Annotated in this window: 1 protein-coding gene; it reads right to left on the reverse strand. The window is 45.5% G+C overall.

Going from position 1 to position 4,837, the window contains the following annotated elements; all coding sequences use genetic code 11:
* The coding region (locus tag OEZ43_21890) for an amino acid adenylation domain-containing protein (protein ID MDH5548231.1) at positions 1 to 4,837 on the reverse strand (4,837 nt) is incomplete at both ends.

A 4,837-nucleotide genomic window follows, 5' to 3' on the forward strand; every position in this document is an offset into this window, starting at 1 on the left:
CAGTGTCGTTGTACTCGACAAGCAAGCGTTGCTGTTGCGTGGTGTCAATCACCGCTAATTCACTAAGACGTGTGTCGGGTCGCTCAGCGATTTGTCGGAGCAGGAATTGGAAAGATGTGACAAAGCGTTCTATCGTTTCTACTTCAAACAAGTCGGTTGTGTATTGAAAAACACCGGATAAACCATTGGATGTTTCAGCGATGTGTAATTCCAGTTCGAACTTGATGGTGTAGTTAGGTGGTTCGGAGCTTTCGATTTGCAATCCGTCGATTAGTTTGTTGGCTTGTTCAACAATACTTTTTTGTGAAACGTGTTGACGTTTTGATGATTCAACTTCATCAACGTCATGGAGCGTATAATTTTCTGTGTTGTGCTTGAATGCAAACATCACTTGAAACAAAGGAGATTGCCGCATATCGCGTGGCAGTTTAAGTTCGTCAACAAGCCTCTCGAAAGGTAGGTCCTGGTGAGCATAGGCTCCAAGACTGGACTTGCGAACGGTTTCAAGTAATTCGCCAAATGTTGGGTTGCCGTCTATTTTGGTGCGAATTGCTAGCGTATTGACAAACGCGCCGATAAGCGGTTCAAGTTCCACATAGTGTCTGTTGGCTGTTGGAATACCAATACAGAAATCTGTTTGGCCGCTATATCTGGACAGTAGTATTTGAAACGCTGCTAACAGGGTCATAAACATGGTGGCGTTATTTGCCTGGCCGACCTTGTTTAAGCCCAGAGTAATATCCTCAGGAATAGTGAATCGATAACCCGCACCACGATAAGTCGGTACTAGTTCCCTCGGTTTATCGATAGGCAGACTTAGGTAATCGGCTGGAACGTTTGCCAACTCCTCCCGCCAATAGGCTAATTGATTCTCAAGAAACTCACCTTGTAATAGCTTGCGCTGCCAAACAGAAAAATCGGGATATTGCACAGGCAATGGCGGCAACGGCGAAGATTTGTCTTGCGAAAACGCATTGTAAAGTGTCGCCAACTCATAAATCAGAACACCTAAAGACCAACCGTCAGTGATGACATGATGTTGATTGAAGAAAACGGCATAGTGTTCGTGATCCAAAAGTAGTAGTTGAGCCCGCAGTAATGGACCATGTTCCAGTTCAAAAGGACGTTCGCTTTCGGCAACAGCAAGCCGCTCGATTTCGGCGTTCTGTTTTTCTTCGGACAATTCGCTGAGATCAATGATGGGAATTTCGATGAATAATTGCTTTAGTATAACTTGATGTGGTTTGCCTTCCTCGCTGACGAAGACAGTACGCATGGCTTCATGACGTGCGACGATCGCGTTCAGGGATTTATTAAGCGCGACAATATCCAGATTACCCTGCAGTCGTGCTGTACTTAGCGCGTTATAGAAGGGATTTCCTGGAAACAACTGATCCATAAACCACACGCGTAACTGGGCAAAAGAGAGCGGGATAGTTTCTGCATGGGATACACGGGTTATTGGGGAGATTATCTCTGTGCTTCCCGCCTGCTTGCCCGCCTCAATTCTTTCTGCCAGCGTCCCTACTGTTGGAAAGTCAAATAGCAAATTGATAGGAACCGGCTCACCGAGCGATTGACTAATGCTGGCGACAAGTTGCGTTGCAATGAGTGAATGTCCACCTAGTTCAAAAAAGTTGTCGTTAATTCCGACACGTTCAAGCTTGAGAATATTCATCCACGCCTGTGCAACTATTTTTTCAGTCGTGGTTTGAGGAGCAATATAGTTTGAACCAGTATCTAATTGATCTGGAGCTGGTAACGCGCGTCTATCGACTTTGCCGTTAGGTGTTAACGGTAAAGTTTCCATGTTTATAAAGGAGGCCGGTACCATATATTCAGGTAAGCGTGATTTTATGAAGCTGCGTAGTTCCTGCGAATCTGGTAAGGACATTTCTGCTTGTGCCACTAAATAGGCCGCCAATTTCTTTTCGCCAGGTTTGTCCTCTCTTAACAAAACCGCGGCTTCTCGTATTCCCGGATGTTTACGAAGCGCGAATTCGATTTCGCCGAGTTCGATGCGAAAACCTCTGAGTTTGACCTGATGATCAATTCGTCCCTGGTATTCAAGATTGCCGTCTGGTAAAAAACGCGCCAGGTCGCCAGTTTTATACATGCGCTCACCGGCTGTTTGGCTGAAGGGGTTAGGCAAAAACTTGTCTGCCGTTAAACCTGGTTGATTGAGATAGCCGCGAGCAATACTACCGCCACCGACGTAGAGCTCACCAATGGCACCTTGAGGAACAGGATTGAGATTGGAATCCAATAGATAAACCGTGACGTTTTGGATCGGTCGGCCAATAGGGGGTACGCCTGAGTTTTCATCGCACTGTGCAAGGGAAATACAGACAGTGTTTTCTGTCGGACCATATGCGTTGTAAAAATTGCGATTGATCGCCCATTTTTGTACCAAAGAGACTGGACAGGCCTCTCCAGCAAATATCAACGTTTTTAACTCTGGTAATTCTTCAGACGAATCAACTAAAGACATGGCTGATGGCGGCAGCGTTGCCAAATTGACTCTCTGTTCTTTAATGAGTTCCAGGGTTTTTTCAATTGAGTGTCTCTGTTCCTGATTGGCGATATACAAGGTACCGCCGGCTGCGAGCGTGCCAAATATTTCCCAAACCGAGGTGTCAAAAGAGACAGAAGCAAATTGGAGTGTTCGTGTAGTCTCTGTGATTGCGAACTGCTTTATTTGCGTATGAATTAAATTGCTCAATCCGCCATGTTGTAGTTGAACGCCTTTAGGTCTTCCGGTAGAGCCAGAGGTGTAAATCACATACGCCAGGTTGTTGGGAAGAGATTGGTTGCGCGGATTGGTAGTGGGATATTCATTGAGTTCGTCCCACTTGGTGTCAAGCGAGAATTCAGTATAGCTTAGTTGATTTAGAACACGCGTGGGTAAATCAGGTAGGACTGTCTCTACGCTACTAACAGTAAGTAGTAATTTTATTTTTGAGTCCTTTAACGTGGCATTCAAAAGCTCCTGGGGATAGCTTGGGTCTATGGGCACATAGGCGCATCCTGCTTTCAAGATTCCCAATATGCCCACAATCATTTCTAATGAACGATCGACACACAAGCCGATACGAATTTCAGGGCCAGCGTTTTGCGCTCGAAGGTAATGCGCGAGTCGGTTAGCTTTTTCGTTCAGCTCACTATAACTTAACGACTGATTATTAAAAGTGATGGCCTTGGCTTCAGGTTTTTGTGTAGCTTGATTTTCGAATAGTTGATGCGCGCAAAGCTGGTTTGGTAATGGAGTGGCTGTTTTATTCCAATCCACCACTAGGCGTTGATATTCTTCTTTGCCTAACAGCTCAAATTTGCCGAGACTCAATTCTGGGTTATTTCCGGCTTGCTCAAGAATCTGTGTGAAATGATTGGCCAGTCGTTCTATTATTTCTGCAGAAAATATTTTTTGATCATATCTGAATTCAAGTTGGAGTTGCTCTCCAGGCGCAGCAATGAGCGATAGCGGTAAGTTTGTTTGGCGATTTATATGAAGTAGATCGATTTCAAGTTGTTGTTCGGTCTGCCCATCTTTTGCCCCTGAGTTTACCTTTTTAATCGTGGTGTCCTGGGGGTAGTTTTCAAAAACGAGCAGTGTTTGAAAAAGGGCATTGCCAGCGGGTAGTTCGCTCCATGTCTGAATTTGTGGAAGTGGGACATAGTCGAACTTGCGCAACTCAATATTGTATGCCTGGAGCTCGCTCAGCCAAGGTAACAGAGAGCGGTTATTATCTATATTAATGCGCAAAGGCAAGGTGTTGATAAATAGTCCTACTGTGGACTCTATCTGTGGCAACTCCGCTGGGCGTCCGTAAACCGTTACGCCAAAACATACGTCGTTGGTTTGGTTATAACGTCCAAGTAGTAAGGCCCACAATCCTTGCAGTACCGTATTTAAAGTGAACTTATTGCTTTTCGCTAATTGTTGTAGCTTGTTTGTTGAATCTATATTTAGGGTGGTATTGAGGATTCCTGTACCAATAGATTCATGTTTCGTGAAGACCGGCGCTTGTTTATAAATTCCCAGGCCCGTGGGGGCAGTAAAACCACGCAAGGTTTCTTTCCAAAACGCTTCAGCCTGTGCTGTATCTTGATGCTGTAACCAGCTTATATAATTCTTGTACAGCGGCGCTTGTGGCAATTGTGGTGTTTGCTGTTGGTTGAATGCTTTGTAACAAGAAAAGACTTCAGGCAAAAACTGAAAGAAGCTCCAGCCGTCCATGAGGATATGGTGAAAACTCAGTATGAAGTAGTAGCGATCTTCATCAGTTTGTAGTAGTGCCAGGCGAAGCAAGGGTGGAGATTCCAGGTCGAAACCCTTATCCATATCTTGCTTCAGAAACGCTTTTAATTTGGTAGGCTGTTCGTCGCTGGGAATTTCACGCCAGTCTTCAATAATTAGAGGAACGTCTACCTGAGGATAAACTAGCTGGTATGGTTCAATTGCATTTTCGTAGGCAAATGCCGTTTTTAGTACGGCATGTCTATTGACCACTTGATGCCAGGCTGAATTAAATGCAGACAGATTGAGTGGGCCAGTCAAATGACAACTCAGTTGTTCGAAAAATACACGGGATTCAGGGACAAATAGAGAATTGAACAATATGCCTTGTTGCATTGGCGACAACGGATAGATGTCGTCCAGCGTCGGCGTCCGCGCATAGATGGCATCGAGCGCTGTCTGGTCGAGGTGCGCCAGGGGGAAGTCAGAGGGTGTGTACCCACCGGCGTGTTCAGCGGTGCAATGATTAATGAGTCGTTGCAACTGCGCGAGGTAGTCCTTGGCCAGCGTTTCGATGGTGTGCGCGTGATGGAAGTGGGT

This window comes from Gammaproteobacteria bacterium (assembly GCA_029881255.1).
Classification (GTDB): Bacteria; Pseudomonadota; Gammaproteobacteria; order S012-40; family S012-40; genus JAOUMY01.